Annotated in this window: 13 protein-coding genes and 1 pseudogene; 9 read left to right on the top strand and 5 right to left on the bottom strand. The window is 44.9% G+C overall.

Annotated features, from left to right (window positions below):
* Positions 1–13: 13 nt before the first annotated feature.
* Together PRIO_RS26700 and PRIO_RS26695 are read right to left on the bottom strand one after the other, a co-directional pair.
* Positions 14–1,069 (bottom strand): AraC family transcriptional regulator, encoded by a 1,056-nt coding sequence (locus PRIO_RS26700; RefSeq protein ID WP_046505468.1) that lies wholly within the window; start codon positions 1,067–1,069, stop codon positions 14–16.
* A gap of 12 nt (positions 1,070–1,081) precedes the next feature.
* A complete protein-coding gene (locus tag PRIO_RS26695; protein WP_020427611.1) occupies positions 1,082–2,062 on the bottom strand; it encodes an AraC family transcriptional regulator in 981 nt (326 codons plus the stop codon).
* Positions 2,063–2,195: 133 nt separating this feature from the next.
* On the opposite strand from PRIO_RS26695, the gene PRIO_RS26690 reads away from it, so the two are divergent.
* Together PRIO_RS26690 and PRIO_RS34120 are read left to right on the top strand one after the other, a co-directional pair.
* Complete coding sequence (locus tag PRIO_RS26690; RefSeq protein ID WP_046505464.1) at positions 2,196–5,021, top strand: family 78 glycoside hydrolase catalytic domain; 2,826 nt, start codon at positions 2,196–2,198, stop codon at positions 5,019–5,021.
* 16 nt (positions 5,022–5,037) lie between these two features.
* Entirely contained in the window at positions 5,038–5,976 is a 939-nt protein-coding gene (locus tag PRIO_RS34120) for an alpha/beta hydrolase (protein WP_020427613.1), read from the top strand.
* Positions 5,977–6,309: 333 nt separating this feature from the next.
* Here PRIO_RS34120 and PRIO_RS26680 read toward each other — a convergent pair whose 3' ends face one another.
* The gene (locus PRIO_RS26680) at positions 6,310–7,527 is read right to left on the bottom strand and encodes a cytochrome P450 (RefSeq protein WP_020427614.1); all 1,218 of its coding nucleotides are present in this window, start codon (positions 7,525–7,527) and stop codon (positions 6,310–6,312) included.
* Positions 7,528–7,678: 151 nt separating this feature from the next.
* Here PRIO_RS26680 and PRIO_RS26675 point away from each other — a divergent pair, with 151 nt between their 5' ends.
* Entirely contained in the window at positions 7,679–8,209 is a 531-nt protein-coding gene (locus PRIO_RS26675; RefSeq protein ID WP_020427615.1) for a PadR family transcriptional regulator, read from the top strand.
* A gap of 107 nt (positions 8,210–8,316) precedes the next feature.
* Here PRIO_RS26675 and PRIO_RS26670 read toward each other — a convergent pair whose 3' ends face one another.
* Complete coding sequence (locus tag PRIO_RS26670; RefSeq protein WP_020427616.1) at positions 8,317–9,966, bottom strand: S-layer homology domain-containing protein; 1,650 nt, start codon at positions 9,964–9,966, stop codon at positions 8,317–8,319.
* Between the two features lie 401 nt (positions 9,967–10,367).
* Between PRIO_RS26670 and licT the strand changes: the two genes are divergently transcribed.
* The 3 genes from licT (at position 10,368) to ascB (ending at position 14,692) form a co-directional block, all read left to right on the top strand.
* Complete coding sequence (licT, locus tag PRIO_RS26665) at positions 10,368–11,204, top strand: BglG family transcription antiterminator LicT (RefSeq protein ID WP_046505460.1); 837 nt, start codon at positions 10,368–10,370, stop codon at positions 11,202–11,204.
* Positions 11,205–11,352: 148 nt separating this feature from the next.
* On the top strand, positions 11,353–13,251 hold the full coding sequence (locus tag PRIO_RS26660) for a beta-glucoside-specific PTS transporter subunit IIABC (RefSeq protein ID WP_020433863.1): 1,899 nt from the start codon (positions 11,353–11,355) through the stop codon (positions 13,249–13,251).
* A 28-nt stretch (positions 13,252–13,279) separates the two neighbouring features.
* Positions 13,280–14,692 (top strand): 6-phospho-beta-glucosidase, encoded by a 1,413-nt coding sequence (ascB, locus tag PRIO_RS26655; RefSeq protein ID WP_020433862.1) that lies wholly within the window; start codon positions 13,280–13,282, stop codon positions 14,690–14,692.
* A gap of 221 nt (positions 14,693–14,913) precedes the next feature.
* Here the strand turns inward: ascB and PRIO_RS35115 are convergent.
* Positions 14,914–15,309 (bottom strand): annotated as a pseudogene (locus PRIO_RS35115) (transposase); the annotation flags it as partial.
* 129 nt (positions 15,310–15,438) lie between these two features.
* On the opposite strand from PRIO_RS35115, the gene PRIO_RS26650 reads away from it, so the two are divergent.
* The 3 genes from PRIO_RS26650 (at position 15,439) to PRIO_RS26640 (ending at position 16,545) form a co-directional block, all read left to right on the top strand.
* On the top strand, positions 15,439–15,861 hold the full coding sequence (locus PRIO_RS26650; protein ID WP_046505455.1) for a hypothetical protein: 423 nt from the start codon (positions 15,439–15,441) through the stop codon (positions 15,859–15,861).
* Between the two features lie 72 nt (positions 15,862–15,933).
* Positions 15,934–16,113 (top strand): hypothetical protein, encoded by a 180-nt coding sequence (locus tag PRIO_RS26645; protein WP_046505452.1) that lies wholly within the window; start codon positions 15,934–15,936, stop codon positions 16,111–16,113.
* Between the two features lie 192 nt (positions 16,114–16,305).
* Positions 16,306–16,545, top strand: coding sequence for a hypothetical protein (locus PRIO_RS26640; RefSeq protein ID WP_046505449.1), 240 nt, complete (start codon positions 16,306–16,308; stop codon positions 16,543–16,545).
* Positions 16,546–17,149: the final 604 nt, after the last annotated feature.

The raw sequence follows: 17,149 nt of genomic DNA, 5'->3' as shown, positions 1-17,149 counted from the left end.
TTTAGCGTATTCATTAAATTTTGTGTCTGCTCCTGAACTCCTTAGGCGTAATGCCATAACGTTGCACGAATATTTTATAAAAATATCCTTTGTTCTGATAACCGACCTCATGGATGATTTGATGGACCGGAAGTTTGCTCGCCACAAGCATTTCTTCCGCTTTTGACAAACGTATGGTTTGCAGAAATTGCGAAAAAGACAGCTGCGTGTATTTCTTGATCAGCCGGTTAAAATAATCCGCATTGTAATGGTATTTTAATACCAATTCCTCAATGGTGACTTCCTTATATTTTTGATGCAGATACTTCTCTAATTCTTGAAATAATATCTCGTCCTTCCGCTGTTTTTCCAGCTTGGATAATTGAATTTGATAGGAATTGGCTAAGACATCCATAATTCGCATCATTAGCCCTTTGAGTAAATAATCGTATCCTTTTCTTTTTGACTCCGCTTCTTCAACGACCTGGCTGATTAAGTTATACATTTGATTGTTATCGCTTACAGGAGTGAAGCGCATAAACTGACGTATTCTTTTTTGCTTTTTCAAGCACATCCGGATGAACTCTTGGAGCGGCTCCTCTTGTAATTCGCTTAAGAAAATTTCATCAAAGAAAGTTTCCGACATGCAAAGAAACACCACGGCGCTATCTGTATTGGTTAAATCCTCCGAATGGATGCAATTCCGGTCGATAATAAATACTTCATCTCGTTGGAAAATATAGTGATTCCCTGAAATCTCCATAGGCAGTTGACCCTTGCAGACATAGGCCAATTCTACATAGTCATGCCTGTGTCGATCTTTGAACCTTCGGGTAGGATCGATATCCACTCGATAAGTTCTCTGCGCTAAATTTTCGATAACGAAACTGATACGCCCATTAGGGGTAACACGCCATAAAATAAATGAAAAGTTATCCTTAATATAATGAATATTACTATCCGAATCCTGAAGGTTATACAATTGCGTATTGTTCGGCATCTCAGGCATTTCCATTAATTCATCAAACGAATATACAGGAGTGCCCTGCATCTTTAACTCCATCTCGGCAATTCTCTCCATCAATTTCATAGTTCTCGTCACCTACTTGTTTGTTTTTCTGTACACCGATGGGGTCACGTCATGACGCTCTTTGAAATGATGATAAAAAAGCGTGATATTGGAGTACCCAACCTCGTAAGCGATTTCCCCAATTGGCATATTCGTAAACTTGAGCAGCATGGTCGCTTCTTTTATTTTTAAGTCTTGGACGATTTTCGTTAATCCGAAACCGAAATGACTTTTCAGCAGATTACTGAGATAGTTCGGATGATAGTTGAAATGAGAGGCTAAAGAATCCAGCGTGATAAATTTGAAGTTGTCATTAATGTACTGGACGATTTTGGTGATCGGCGCCCTGGATGTTGGACCTTTACGCTTAAATGCATTCGACTCTTTGTAGTCTCTCATGAGCTCGGTAAAGAGGAGAATGATATGGCAGTTAATCGCTTCTTCAGAACCGACCGCCGGATCGAAGGACTCACACAGAGAATGTTCCATACAAGTACGGGCATTGTGATTCGTTGAGGAGTGAAAAATCATATAATCGTTATGGTCTTGACTTCTATATATAGAGTTAATGAGGAACTCGGACATCAGGTCGTTTCCGGATAAGCGCTTCATAATGTCAATATCAAAGTACCGTTTACTCATTAACAGGTTAATGATGATATCGTTATCTCCCGGCTTCTCGATGGAATGGATCACGTTGGAGTCCATCATGCAAAATTCCCCGGCTGCCAGAATCACTGGTTTCCCGTTAATAACTTGCCTGCATTCGCCTGAATAAACAAAATTTATCTCTAAAAAATCGTGACGGTGTCCAGGGGCAGCGAGATAACGAGGATGTTTAAAAAAGGAAAAATGCTCTCCTGGCCGCAAAAAATGCTCGAGAATGGTACTGATTCCGTTCACTTCAATAATCGCTGCTTCATAACCTCCATAGATTTTCTCAGGTGACAGTAATGCCAGCGACTCAATTTCGTTACACTGCCGCAAATAGGCGTCAAGTTCACTGCGGTTCATCCTATGAATCGACCTCCCTTTCCTCTTCATTCTAACACCTTAAAAAACGATAAAAAAGTGCTTAAGTTTTGGGCTAAGAAAACAATCCTATCTATTGTAAATTTAATATGAAGGCGTTTACTAAAGGAGGGAAATGGTAATGTTAAGTACTTATGATTTAAAGACAGAACATTTGCGCAACCCCTTAGGATTGGATAACAAATCTCCCCGATTTTCTTGGAAAATCAATAGCGATGCCCGGAACATGACTCAAAATGCTTATCAAGTTCAAGCATCCGCCAGCGAGACGTTTGACTCTATCCTTTGGGATAGCGGTAAGGTAACGGGCCGAGCTCAGAGACTGGAATACAGCGGACCTGAATTGAAGTCAGCGGTGCGAATCTTCTGGAGGGTGAAAATCTGGGACAATGACGGGAACGAGTCAGCGTTTAGCGAGCCGGCGCTCTTCGAGATGGGACTGCTGAACGCTGCGGACTGGAAGGCGAAGTGGATCGAACCGGAGAGTGAGGTAGACCCGGACGCTTATAAGCCGGCGCCTTATATCCGTAAAGAATTCAACGTGAGAAGCGGGCTCGTTTCAGCTAGAGCTTACATGACGGCAAGAGGATTGTATAAGTTTTACATGAACGGCACGGAGGGCACGGACCATCTGTTTACGCCAGGTTTTACATCCTATTACGCTAGGCTGCAGTATCAGGTTTATGACATAACTCACCTTCTAAAGGAAGGCGCGAACGCCTGGGGAATCCTGCTCAGCGACGGATGGTGGAGAGGCTCTACAGGGGTTTTGCTGAAGAACAATTTCGGGTATAAAGTGGCCTTTTTGGGACAAGTGGTATTGAGCTATGACGATGGAAGCCGGGAGATCATTGCCAGCGACGGGTCGTTTACAACTTCGTCCGGTCCTCTGCTGAAGTCCGATTTGAAAGCGGGAGAAGTATATGATGCCCGTATCGACATCGAGGGGTGGAATACGGTCGGGTTCAATGATGCCGATTGGACGGCGGTACATGTTAAGGACTACGGGATAGATCATCTGGTAGCCTCAAGTCTTCCGGTTCGGACCAGGGAGGAGTTCACTCCCCGGATCATCGAAACGCCAAACGGAGAAACGGTGCTTGATTTCGGACAAAACATAGCCGGTTGGGTTGAAATGAAGCTGCAAGGCGATGCGGGGACGGAAGTCGTTTTGGTTCATGGCGAAACATTGGACAAAAACGGAAATTTTACGCTGTCTAACCTGGAACACACCGGACCGCTGAACGATTTCCAGGAAATTCATTACATTCTAAACGGACGAAGCGAGGAAGTATATCGGCCCTATTTTACTATATTCGGGTTCCGGTATGTCCTGTTGAAAAATGTTCCGGGTAAGCCGAAGCCCGATCATTTTACTGCCTTTGCCATTTACAGCGACATGGAGGAGGCCGGTGATTTTGCTTGTTCCAATCCGCTGATTAATCAGCTGGTTTCCAATTCCAGATGGAGCATGAAAAGCAACTTCATGGAAATCCCTACGGATTGTCCGACAAGAGAACGGGCGGGCTGGACCGGCGACGCTCAGCTATTCGCAAGGACGGCGGCGGATTTTATGAATGTGCATGCTTTCTATGAAAAGTGGCTGGCCGACCTGGCGGCCGAACAGTTTCCATCCGGCGCGGTAGGGTCTACGGTTCCTCAAGTACTGGGGTTCCACAGCGTGGATGAATATGAACGGGTCGTCAAAAACGCGAATGACCCGTTGCTGGCTATGCTCGCCTCCACCAAACCCGGAGAACCCGGTTATCTCGACGGTTCCGCGGGTTGGGGCGACGCGGCAGTAATCGCCCCGTGGACGATGTACTTGTGTTATGGAGACCAATCGATTCTGGAAAGACAATATGACTCTGCCAAAGCCTGGGTCGAATACATGAAAACGAATGCCGAAAACGACAGTGATCACTATAAAGATGCAGCCTACTACCATAACGATACGGATGGGGAACCGGATGCGAAGTTCATCTGGGATACGAAGTTTCACTATGGGGAATGGCTGGAAGCCGACATCGATCACAGTCCGGAACAAATGGGAGCTGAAATTCAAACGAGAATGTTCAAGGGCGATCCGCTAACGGCGACCGCCTATTATGGCTATTCCACCCGTTTGCTTTCCGAGATGGCCGCCGTCCTGGGAAAGCGGGAAGATGCGGAGCGGTACGCAAAGCTGCATGAAAAGATTAAGCGGGTTTACAACAAATATTTCATTCCGGAAAACGGCCTGATTCAGGAAGGCAGACAGGCTCCCCTTGTGCGTACTTTGGCTTTCGGCTTGGCCGGCGAAGACCGAAAACAAGCGATGGCCGATCGGCTGGCGGAACTTGTTATTGAGCAGGATTACCATTTAAATACGGGTTTCCTGTCCACGCCGTTCATTCTCCACGTCCTGGCCGATTACGGCTATCCGGATGTCGCTTATCGGCTCCTTGAACAGGATACATGTCCGTCCTGGTTGTACGCCGTGGCTAAAAGCGCAACAACTATTTGGGAAAGTTGGAACGGGATTTCGCCGGAGGGGGAACTGGCTTATTCGCTTAATCACTATTCCTACGGGGCGGTATGCAACTTCCTATTTGCCGGTGTGGCTGGTATTCGGCCTGTTCCCGAGCAGGCGGGATATGAGCATTTCATCATTAAGCCATGGATCGGCGGCACAATGACGCACGCATCCGCAACGCATGAATCTCCTTACGGCAAAATTGAATCCGGTTGGAGAAAGACCGAGGACGGAGTGGCCTATCGTTTTGTTGTACCTGCGAATACGACGGCCACCGTCATGTTGGAAGGAAGCGAGGAGGATGCGAAGCGCCTGTCGGCGGATTTCGAACAGGTTTCCTATAAAGACGGGCGCGTCACTTTGGAAGTGGGCAGCGGATCTTATCATATCAAGCCGGGTCAGCCGATTGGTTACGAGAATGTGTAAAAGGAGAGGTTAAACAATGATGATTTGTAAGAAGATTCCGATCTGTGAGAACAAGGAAGAAGTTTTTATGGAGGCCTATATTCTCCATAACTCAGTAGAATTCAACCATAATCTCAAACGTCCTGTCGCTCTGATTATCCCTGGTGGTGCTTATATATCGACATCTGACCGGGAGGCAGAGCAAGTTGCGTTGGCCTTCGCCACCCACGGATATCATGCTTTCGTGCTAAGATATTCAATTGGTAAAGAAGCTCTAATGCCGCAACCCATTTTGGAAGGATTTAAGGCAATATCCATCATAAGAGATCATGCGGATGAATGGTGTGTTGACGTAAATCGAATCGTTCCATGTGGATTTTCTGCAGGGGGACATTTGGCCGCAAGCCTTGCTACTATGTGGAATCTGCCGGAGTTTGCCAATGCGTTAGGCTGTTCTTCAGAGAGCATTAAACCCAATGCTGTAGTTTTATCCTATCCATGTGTAGTCGTACCTAATCATGCAGGCTCTCTCGATACTGGGATGCCAGCTGAAGCTTTGGAGGCCTTTAAGGCAAACCCAATGATGAGTGAATTAAATGAAGCGTTGGTCGTAAAGGACGGTACAATTCGACTAGATCTAATTGATGTCATGTATCGAAATATGACGGGGAAACCAGATTGGAAGGCGGAGGATCTACAATCGTATTCAACAGATTTGCTAGTTTCAGAGGATACGGTTCCTTCATTTGTTTGGGCGACTGAAAATGACATTCTCGTGCCCGTATCTGGGGCCATTCAATTTGTTCAGGCGATGCTTAAAAATGGAAGAAGGATAGAATTCCACCTATTTGCAGGTGGAGAACATGGTCTATCCTTAGCAAAGGCAACAACGGCAGGCTCACCTAATATGGTCAACGATGAAGTGGCCGTTTGGTTCAATATGGCAATAGCATTCCTTGCCAAAACCCTAGACTAGCCAAAAGGAAACTTAATTGGGTCATATTCCTTCGTCAAGAGCGAAATGAGCTGAATTAGTTAACCTTTTTCCACTTGGAATTACTGAAGGATCCATAAAGGAGCCTCCGGGCAACGCTAAACTGAAATTTAAAGCGGCTACGTTGCATGAAGGTCGGCGTAGCCATTTTGTTCTACCATAATATTTGTTTCCTCAATGATATGATTTTATGATCGGGATGCCACGGCAGCGCATATACATAATCCGAAACAAAAGCCGCCAGAGACTGTCCCTTACCAATGACTTTGGGATAGCCCCTGGCGGCTTTTGTAATCAATTGAAGCGCAATTTGTTTTATGCTGTCCCAATAGTAAGACTCTTCAAGGACTGACCCGTGGCCGAAGCGGTCAAATGCTCGTCAAGGTTGAACCCATCTGTCTGTTGAATATCAGGGAATCGTCTAACAAACGAGGCTAGTGCCATATTCGCTTCCAACCGCGCGAGCGGGGCGCCCAGGCAGAAATGCGGACCAGCTCCAAAGGTCATATGCTGCTGATTGCCGGGACGATGGATATCGAATACGTCTGCGCGGGTAAAGTGCGACTCGTCCCGGTTGGCGGCGCCAATCCAGGCCACAACGACTTGCCCCGCTTTCATCTCGGGCCCGAAGACGTTGGTGTCCTGGGCTACCTTCCGATCAATCGTCGCCCCGAAGCGGAAACGCAGCACTTCCTCGATCAGCTTGGGAACCAAGCTCAAATCGGCTCTTAGCTCTTGATAAACACCCGGTTGATCGAACAGCATGCAATAGAAAATGTTGGAGATCAGCGTCGTCGTTGTTTCGTTGCCTGCTCCGAGCAGCCCTATGGCTGACCTGACTACTTCTTCGTCCGTCAGCTTCTCGCCCTCCAGTTCGGCTTGGGTCAGGTCGGAGATGATGTCATCCGCCGGGTGCTTCCGTTTCTCCAAAACGATGGGATACAAAAACTCGGCGAACTCTTTCATGGCCCGGCCCTTTTGCTGTTCGATGTCGGTGTATGCTTTCTTATTATAAGGGAGAAAAAGGATGTCGGACCATGCTTTGATCTGCCCGCGAGCCCGGGAAGGGACCCCAAGCAGGTCCGCGATGACGGTAACCGGTAACGGAATCGCCAGCTTTTGCACGATATCGATGACCGGAGCGCCTTCCATATTTGTGATCAGTTCGTCGACGATCTCCTGGATCCGGGGCTCCCATTCTTTTAGGCTGCGGGGTGTAAAAGCCTGGGTGAGGAGCGCGCGCCGTTTGCGGTGTTCCGGCGGATCGACGAGATTGACGTTACTCCGGTTATCCAATTGGATGGGAGTCGGAATCAGGCTTCGTTCCTTTTTGTTGGAGAACAACTCATGGTCGAACAGCACGCGCTTGACGTGGTCATATGAAAATACGTTCCAAACATCCTGCTCGGCATCGTAGTAGACGGGATTACGGTCCCTCATGTCCTTGTACCAGGCATACGGTTCCCATTGCGCTTGTTTTGTTGCAAGCTTCGAAATTTCGTTCAGCAAGATCACTTGGCGATATGCGTTCATCATGTTCCCTCCCATACGGAATGATTTTGAGTGCTTCTAAATTAAAATAACTTATGTTAAATTAACCTATAAGAAATTTTAACACACAAAATACAAATTAAGTAAATTAAATTGAAACTATTCACAAAAAATTCACAGAAAGGTGATTTTAATGTATGCAGATATTTTGATTTTGGGGCAGCTTTTAAAAGGGCCTAAGCACGGTTATGAAATCAAAAAAAATATTCAGGAAGCGCTGGGGGAATCGTTCGAGATCAATAACAATTTATTGTACCCTGCGTTGCGGCGGTTTCAGGAAATGGGGGCTATGACGAAAGAGGTTGAGAAAGTGGACGGTAAGCCCGACCGCCATGTCTATCTGTTGACGGACACGGGAGAAGAAGTTTTTATTGAGCTCATTCGCGACTTTCCGCGGAAAGCGGCCGCCAATCCAATGGAGTTCCTGGTTCGCGTCGCGCTGTTCGACCGCTTGGAGCCCGAATTGCAGCTTGACATTTTGCAAAAGCGGCTGAGCGTGTTGGAAGAGGAGCTAAAGCACAGCCGCCAATACGATCTTGGCCAGTCGAGAAATCGGTTCATAACGGAAGTCATTCGTTTCAAAAAAACGCAAACCGAACATGAATGGGCATGGGTGAAGCAATTGATCGATGAAGTCCAGGGGACGGCTTCGGGTATGGAATAACTTAGCGAAGCGCAAGTAAAACCAAATACATGCGGGAATTTAGCAAAACAAAAAACCTGCAATTGTGCAGGTTTTTTGCAAGCTTCAATTGTATAATTACATTTTACTTATCTCATAGTAGCCAGCATTTCCGCAAACTTGGTTGCTTCCGCCCCGGTTACGAACCGATTCGGCGCAAAGCGGGTTGCGGAATCACCCTTCAGGATTCCAGCCGCAACGGAACGCGCAATCGCTTCGGAAGCCCAATGCCCGATTGGCACGTCGCTGAACTTTGCCGCGCTGGCTGAAGAGGAGGCATGCTCCAGTCCCGCATTCCGCACGATATTATCGGCGATCGCCGCGAGCTGCGCCCGCGTCACGGCCAATTTTGGGGCAAACCGGCTGCCGCCGATGCCTTTCATGATCCCGGCCGTCGTATTCTGACGAATAGCCAGATCCTGAGGCGAATTATCAGTATCCGTATAAATATCGGTGCCGATCACCTCGGCAAGGTTCAGCCGGTCCGCCAATAACGCGGCCAACTCCGCGCGTGTCACTTGAGCATCCTGCTGCAGCGAGACCGGTGTGTCAGCTGTTTTTTTCTGCTCAAACAACCAAGCCAACATGTTCTTATCGTTAAATACGGTTACCCAAGAACAGTGTCTAAAATCTCCATACAACTGTTGAGAGGCCATAAACGCATCGTCATAAATGCTCAGCTTGGCCTGCTTGTTGCCCAATCCGGTCAATGCCTCATACGCCAGCGTACTCGTCCGGCTATCCGTGATCGGGTCATTTTGTGCATGCACGAGCCATACCGGCACATCCGTCAGATCCTTCAGTTCCCGCTTAAACGTATCCACGGAACCGGTGTAATCGGCTACAGCGTCTTTCGCCGAAATGACAATGGAGCCGGCGAACAGCCCGGGATACTGCATCAGGAATCGAAGCGCGCCGCCTCCCCCGCTGGACACGCCTACGACATAAATCCGGTTCGGGTCCACCTTGCCGGAATCGACAAGCTCCCCGATTAGCTCCGCTTGCACCTCGAAATAATCCCGCATCAGCGAAAGTTCTTCGGGATTGTTATAGATTTTCCAGCCGTAGTTTTTGGGAAACTGTACGGCCAGTACGGAAGTATCGTAACCCGAGTCTATCCAGGCAACCGCGCCTTTGTTCTCGGTAAGCTGTTTCAGATTGTCCGTACCGACCTCCCCGCCGCCGTGCAGCCATACAATCAGAGGTTGCGGGGCCGCAGAATCGGTCAATTTTAACCGATAGTTCAACTTTTCCCCGTTAGTGCCCGTATATTTCCCTGCGACAAAATCGTCGACCGTACGCGTTTTCAACGCCGTTACGGCTGCCTGATTAAACGACAGCTCCGGGTAACGTCCGTTCGTCACGGCAAACTCGGACTTCGGTCCCCCTGGATATTTAAACGCCTTTACTTTAAGTGATAAAACGTTTTCATGCCAGCTCAATTCAACCCCGTCATCCGTATAATCCTCTTGCACTGTTTCGTTTTTCTCGTTCACCGGATATCCGTCGTAGTTGCCGGTAATCTCAAAATCGGTTGCTTTCAAATCGGCATATTCACTCGCGTTGCTTACTTTTAGATCAAACGATTCAACCATCCTTCCCGTATCGCCGATATACGTGTTTGCCGTAATTTGCGCAGGTGAAGCCGCTTCGGCTTTCGCAGGCAGCCCACCGGTCAGTATGGTGCCGATCGATAATACTAACGTTAGCATCAGACCTGTACCCTTTTTCAATTTCATCCTACGTACCTCCAGTTATAAATTTTGTTATGTTTTACATAGCGAGTCGGATTAAGCCGCTTAAAAAAAAACCTAACTCGAACCGACATGGGAAATCCAATGTCTGATTCGATTTAGGTTTTGCCCGGTTAAACGGTTACAATCCACATCGTATCTACATGAGAAATCATAAATACGAAAATTGTAAAAGTCAATATTTTTTTGCTTGAATATATATACATATTTTAGCATTATTTTTTTGTTGAAAACGTTATCTCCATCTTATATAATGAATTTACAATCAATATTAGGGTTGTTACTGCATTGCAGGCAAAGCCTAAACAAATCCGCGCTAAATTATATTTAGTTTTGGATTAGTTTAGGCTTATTTTGTTAGTAAAAAATAAAAAGTGGGCGAACTCATGAGGATAAAAAAAGTTTTTAACAATAATGTTGCACTGGTTGAAGGTCATAATCGATCTGAGATCATTGTTATTGGAAAGGGACTAGCCTATCAGAAAAATCCAGGTGAAGATATAGATCCATCAAGAATTGAGAAGACCTTCGTGATGGAGACTAAGGAATTATCTGAGCGGCTATCTACATTACTGAGTGAGATTCCTCCAAAGCATTTAGAATTAACAGATCAAATTATCCGTTATGCAGCAAAAGATCTAGGCACATCCTTTAGTAATAATATCTACCTGGCTCTGACAGATCATATCAGCTACGCAATTACGCGCTCCACACAGGGGTTGAATCTTAAAAATGCGCTGCTATGGGAGATACAGAAGTTCTATCCGAAGGAATATCACACGGCAACGCATGCATTACATTTAATTGAAAAGGAAACCGGTCTTAAACTGCCTGTAGACGAAGCTGCCTTTATCGCAATGCATTTCGTAAATGGTCAGCAGGATGGTCAGGAAATGGAACAGACCTTGCTGGTTACCCAGATGGTTCAGGGCATTCTTAATATAGTAACACTTCACTATGGGATTGAGCTGGATGAGAATTCACTGAATTACAGCCGCTTTTTGACCCATTTGAAATATTTTTCCTATCGTGCTATGCGTCATGAATCGATTCCTTCTGAGGATGATGAGCTTTACAAGCAAGTCGTTCTCAAGTATCCTGAAGCTTTTGCCTGCAGTGAGAAGGTAAGAGCCTATTTACGGGAAGAGTATCAAGTTGAGACAACCGAAGGCGAAATGGTCTATTTTATGCTCCATATTAGGCGTGTGACCAGCAGAGATTAGCCAATTACAATAAAGATCAGGGTTGTTACCATCAATTGGGCAAAGCCTGGATAAGTGATAAGTGTACTGTTACTCAGTGTACTTCATCGCCTATTCAGGCTTTTTTTATACCATATAACCAGAATGAGATCTAAAGGAGCGAGCACAAATGAAGTACGAAAGATTAGCCAAAGATATCGTGCAGAACATCGGTGGAGAAGAGAATGTTACCAATCTTGTCCACTGTGCAACAAGGTTAAGATTTAATCTCAAAGACAATCAGCTGCCTGACAAGGAGAAACTGAAAAGCTTAGAAGGGGTTTTGAGTGTCGTAGAAAGTGGCGGTCAATTCCAAGTGGTAGTCGGAAATGACGTTGCTCACGTATATCAAGAAATTATGAAAAACAGCAAACTAGGGGCAGGAAATTCTGCATCAGAGGATGCAAATCAACCTAAAGAGAAAATGATGTCCAGAATTTTTGCAGTGATTTCAGGAAGTCTTTCTCCCTTATTGCCTGCAATGGCCGGAGCAGGGATACTTAAAGCCTTTTTAACTTTATTTACAACTTTCGGTTGGATATCTGCAGAAAGCGGAACTTATCTCATTCTGGCTGCGGCAGCAAATGCCGTCTTTTATTTCCTGCCTATATTCCTGGGCGTCTCAGCATCGTTCAAGTTTGGCGCAAATCCCTATGTAGGTGGGGTCATTGGTGCAGCTTTAATGGAACCGAATTTTACGGGGTTATTAGCCAATGGAGATACTTCTTCTTTTCTTGGCATTCCAGTAGTCTTAATGGATTATTCATCAACCGTCTTTCCGGTATTCGTAGCAATTTGGATCTTCTCTTATGTAGAGAAATTTTTAAAGAAAATCATTCATAAAGAGCTCCAGACATTCATGGTTCCATTGCTGTCCTTAGTCATTATTGTACCGCTCACTGCGATGATCTTCGGCCCATTTGGAGTATATATCGGAAACGCGATTGCAGACGCGATTAATTATCTTATGGGAGTAAGCGGACTGTTAACAGGTGCTGTTATTGGTGGGCTGATCTTTTTCCTTGTGGTGTTTGGGCTTCACTGGGGTATTATTCCAATCGTACTGGCAAATTTGGCCAATGGAACCGATCCAATCCTTGCGATGTGGGCGGCTTCTAACTTTGCAATGGCAGGGGTGGCACTGGCTGTCTTCCTGAAATCCAAAGAGAAGTCTTTGAAATCAATTGCCGGTTCTTCTACGTTAAGTCTATTGTTAGCTGGTGTCTCTGAACCGACCGTTTATGGGATATTGCTGCGCCACAAGCGCACGATTCCATATGTTATTATTGCCGGAGCTGTCGGTGGGGCGATTAATGGCGGTTTCCATACGTATGCTACAGCATTTGTTTTCCAGAATATTTTCTCGATCGGTGCGTTTGAACCTGTGGGTTACTATTTAATCGGGATTGCTGCCGCTATGGGGATTGGTTTGATTCTGACGGTTCTGTTAGGATACCAAGACAAAAAAAAATCTGAAGCAGTAACAGAAATAAGTAATACCGCTCCTGCTGTAGAAAAAAAGGCTGTTCAACCGGGCGGAAGCACTCCCGCTTCTAATAAAGCATCAACCTCTAAGAAGGAAGTACTTCTGAGCCCCTTAACAGGAGAATTGAAATCTTTGACTCAAGTTCCCGATCCTGCTTTTGCAGAAGGGGCTATGGGGAAAGGCATTGCCATTATTCCGAGTGTTGGCCAAGCCGTATCTCCAGTGAACGGTACGGTTGGGACTATCCTCAAGTCAGGCCATGCTGTCATTCTGCTGTCCGAGAGCGGTGCGGAAATACTGATTCACATTGGGATCAATACTGTTCAATTAAAGGGGCAATATTTCACCCCTCGGGTTAAAGCAGGAGATCATGTACGCACAGGAGATGTACTGATTGAGTTTGAGCTTGAGAAGATCAAGGAAGCTGGATACAATCCGATCACTCCAATTATCATCTCGAATACCGGCGATTATCTGGATGTGATTGAAACAACAAACTCAACGGTTACCGCTCAAGATAAGTTGCTGACTCTTGTTGTCTAAGCAGAACTTTCCAGAAAGGAGACTCACTTTGCATTCCAACACACACAGTTTTCCGGAAAATTTCTTATGGGGCGGCGCAGTAGCGGCCAATCAGGTAGAGGGCGCTTTTTTAGAGGATGGAAAAGGTTTGTCCACAGCAGATGTATTGCCACGTGGCATTACAGGGCCGATCATGGAGATTCCTGAAGGTGAATATCCTTCTCATGAAGCTATCGATTTTTACCACCGGTATAAAGAAGACATCGCAATGTTCGCAGAAATGGGCTTTCGCTGTTTCCGGACTTCGATTGCCTGGACACGTATTTTTCCAGAGGGAGATGAAGAGATTCCTAACGAAGAGGGCATCCGCTTCTATGAACAGTTGATTGATGAGCTTCTCAAATACAATATAGAACCTGTCATTACAATCTCCCATTATGAAATGCCTTTGGGATTGGCAAAGAAATATGGGGGCTGGAGAAGCCGTAAGGTCATTGAATGCTATGAAAGGTATGCCAAGGTTTTATTTGAGAGATTTAAAGGGAAAGTAAAGTATTGGATGACTTTTAATGAAATTAATATTCTGGCCCATTATCCGTTCACAGGTGGTGGAATCATCCTCCGGAATGGAGAGAATCAGAAGCAGGTTCAATATCAGGCTGCACACCATCAGTTCGTAGCAAGTGCGCTCGCCGTAAAAGCTTGCCATGAAATTATACCTGACGCCCAAATCGGCTGTATGTTGGCTTATATTCCGGCATATCCGTTGACGAGTGCACCGGAGGATGTTTTTGCTGCTCTGCAAGGAGAAAGGGAAATCCTGATGTTCGGCGATGTACAGGCTATAGGGGGATATCCTTCATATGCAGCACAATTTTTTAAAGAGAATGATGTGGTGCTTGAAAAAGAATCCGGAGATGACCTTATTCTGAAAAGCTATCCTGTTGATTTTATTGGCTTCAGTTACTACATGAGCCGTGCCGTGAGTGCAAATCCGGAAGGGAAAGAGACTACGGCTGGTAATCTGTTCGGCGGTGTCAAAAATCCTTATTTGCCTTCATCGGAATGGGGCTGGCAGATTGATCCGCTGGGTCTGAGAATTGCTCTGAATCTATTATATGACCGTTATCAGAAGCCATTATTTATTGTGGAGAATGGTCTGGGTGCAGCAGACGTTCTGGAAGCAGACGACATAATTAATGATGATTACCGCATCAATTATTTGCGGGAGCATCTCTCGCAGGTATCGAAGGCTATTCAGGATGGTGTAGATCTGATCGGATACACCAGTTGGGGGCCAATTGACTTGATCAGTGCATCTACCGGAGAAATGAAAAAACGTTATGGATACATTTATGTCGATAAAAATAATGCGGGTGAAGGAACCCTAAGAAGAATAAAAAAGAAAAGCTTTGCCTGGTACAAGAAGGTAATTGCTTCAAACGGGTCTGACTTAGACTGAAGCTTGCACAGATAAAAGCCATCCTTTCATTAATAACGGGGTCCTTTTCGGGTGTGCAATTTGGTTAGATAATGGAATTGACCGTTAATTTAGTAGGGGATAACGAATAAAAGGACAGCCAATCGGCTGTCCTCAGATTGTCGAGAAACCCTGTACTTTTTTTTCAAAGTACGGGGTTTCTCATGTTCTAAGTGGGCGGTTCAAAGCGGAAATAGGGGAGATTACCCCCGTTTTCCTAGGCGATCCAGGTGGATCGTCATCTTCTTCATGTTCTGCACAGCTGCCCTCAACAGGGCCTGTTCCCTGACGTTTTGCAGTCCGCGCAAACGGCAATAGCGAAACCCATGGAGATATTTGGCATCCGCGAAGCTTCGCTCAATCGTTTATTTTCGTTTTCGGTAGAGATATTTCCCGGATCGACTCAACCGGTTGCCTCGCACCCACTCTTTGCTGTTCTCCCAGGCATAACGGGTCACCACCTTTCGGTGGTTGCGAGATCGTGTGCATTCGTTTAATAACGGGCAGTTCTTACAATGCTGTGGATCAGAAGCGTACTGCCGGTATCCCTCGCGGTTGGTCGTCTTATACTGTAATTCGTGCTTTGCCGGACAGGTGAATTTATAGTGATCCATCAGGACATCGTATTGCTGAGGATAAATATTGGAGCAAAGCAGACCAAAAGTTGATTGATAGATAAGTATACGGCTGAATTTAATAAAGCTTAGGCAGCAGGTAATACTGCTGCTATGCAAGCAGTACACGATAAAGCAATTGCAATAAGAGTAGCAAACGGTGCTGAAGTTATTGCAAGAACTGACTATTCGACTGGTACATCCATTTCCACAGGAAAAGGCGGAGTTCATGAGGATTTCGTTACAGAAGCTTTAACAGTTCCAGTATTAGCATTCGGAATTTATTCTTTGACGGCTACAACTACGTTAACAATAGGAACAGAAATATCGGGTTTAGGTACGGTTGTGGAGGCACCAGGGCAGACTATTACAAGTATTTCATCCCACGCTTTAAAAAGGGCAGCAGCACGTGGAGTAAACCAAGAATTAATGGAACAAACAGTTGCTAAGCCATTACTGGTACTAGAACAAGAGGTTACAGATACTTACTTTTATCTCTCAAAAGACGCAGTAGTAGTACTCAATAGGAGCTGGTAAGGTTGTAACAACTTATGGAAAGCAAAATTTTGATAAAGCTATTAAGGCTTTGTTGAAGGTGGTGAAGTAAATATGGAAGAGGATTATTATTGTCCTTTATTGAACAAGGTTATTCAACTAGGTCTTTGCATGGATATTAATTATGAGAGAACAAAGATTGCTAATTTCAACATACTGCCTGAACTTGGAATAAACAAAGAAGAAGCAGATCAGTGCTGTACAAAATGTCCACATCTTCCTTTTAAAAAATAGTATCATTAGCCACATGCGAGTGTAACAGCTCCATGTGGTTTTTTTGATAATTGTCCCCACCCAGATCTAAAGAATCGGGCGGCTGTGCCCAAAAGAATTTAACCCTCTTAAGTTACGTATGAACTTTTGCCTAAACATGAATGTACGGCACGAGTTTTAAAAATTCTGAATTTATAAAAGGAGAATAAAAGCATGCCGATTTCAAAATATGAATCTAAATTTCCACCTGTAGAAGTATTTCTGACAAGATTTTTTGATTTTGAAAGTGATATTCTGATCTTTGAACAAGAGACCAAAATCCCGATCCCAACAATCTCCAAGGGTGATATTATAGAATTATTTGAAGATGACTATGTGGTTAAAGAAAGAAAATTTGCATTTAATGAAGATGCTTTTTTTACTATATATCGTATAGAAATGTTGGATTTTTGAAAGTATGAAGTGCCAAAAGAACGTAGAAAGTCGCGTGGACGAATACGCAGCCGGGTTTAATGGTAGTCTTGACCGTTGGTAGAGCTTTATGGCATTATCTCTACACAGTAGACGGCTCGGCGTAGGGCCGCGGGCTACTTGCAACCTTAGAGCACTTGAATACTGCCTTTAAAAGACAGGTTCAGGTGCTTTTTGCATTTCATATAAAAATACATTCTATCTGCGCTGTATTATAAAATTGAAGTAGGATATTATTTCCAAAAATCAGAAAATGAAAAACAAAATGATCTTCAAAATTATCCAATTTATTATCTATACAATCAACTATGTCAAGAAACAGAAGTGGTTTGATGAGAACGTTAGGAAATAAGCAATGTACTTAATTAATTTTGTTGGATCCCTAAGCGATTCTAAGAATCATAAGCAAGCGGGACAAGCAACTAGTGGTGAATTCCCTTCCTAATTTTAAATCAATTCATGAAAAATTTGGCAATGTGAAAATATTTGTTGATAAAGCTGGAATGAAGCATGTATTAGAGAGACATACATTTAAATATTGGGCACGTATCGGTACAATATAAGATCATAGATATTATCCTCAACC

The organism is Paenibacillus riograndensis SBR5 (assembly GCF_000981585.1).
GTDB lineage: Bacteria > Bacillota > Bacilli > Paenibacillales > Paenibacillaceae > Paenibacillus_AQ > Paenibacillus_AQ riograndensis.
Note: the sequence above shows the minus strand (reverse complement) of the source record. Positions and strands in the feature narration are given on the sequence as shown.